We start from the raw sequence: 869 nt of genomic DNA on the forward strand, positions 1-869 counted from the left end.
ATGGTTGTGTCTCATGCTTTGGAAGAAAAGCCTTTGGGGTGCATAGCGTTTAGAAGTGGCAATGGTGTTAAGATAATTGTAGGAGGCAAACAAAAGCTTTACAGTTATGATAGTCAAACCAAGGGTTGGAAAGACATAAGCCAAAGTGGTGTGACCTATCAAGCAAATGAAGAGAATAAATGGTCGTTTGCTCTTTTTAAAAACATGGTTATTGCGGTGAATAAAAATGATAAACCGCAAGTTTTCAAGGTCCTTAGTTCTGAACGGTTTGAAGATTTAGAAGGAAATCCACCGAAAGCAGGATTGGTTAAGGTTTGGGGACCTTTTGTTTGTTTGATGCAATTGACAGATAATCCCAATCGCATCCATTGGTCTGGAGAAGGCGATGAAACTCTATGGGAGACTCAATATAATGTTAGTGGTTATATGGATTTCCAAGATGGAGAATATGTGCAGGGGGCAACAGAAACAACCAATCCCCTTATTTTTCTTCGTTCCGCTATTTATGCTGGTTCTTTGACGTTAGGTTCCAAAAGCCCGTTTGCTTTTCAAAAGATCCAAGACAAGCGTGGAGCGCGCAGTTCAGCTTCTATAGCGTGTCGAGGGAGTGATGCTTTTTTTGCGAGTGATGGTGGCTTTTATCAGATCAGTGCTGATGGTCAACTTTTGCCGATAGGCTTTGAGAAGGTTGATAGAACGGTTTTTAAAACCTTTGATAAATTTGCTCTTGATGAGATGCAAGGGGTTATAGACCCCGTTGATAACCGAATTTACTGGTCAATAAAAAGAGGCAATAACGAGCAAACGACCTTTGTCTATGATTGGGGATTGCAGAAATGGTCGACGCTACAGGGAAAACCTTTCACGTT

General features: G+C 41.1%; 1 pseudogene. It reads left to right on the forward strand.

Annotated elements, in window-relative coordinates:
* A pseudogene (locus ACFILO_RS09555) lies at positions 1 to 869 on the forward strand (hypothetical protein); the annotation flags it as partial.

The organism is Bartonella sp. AP72JLCBS (genome assembly GCF_042195705.1).
GTDB lineage: Bacteria > Pseudomonadota > Alphaproteobacteria > Rhizobiales > Rhizobiaceae > Bartonella.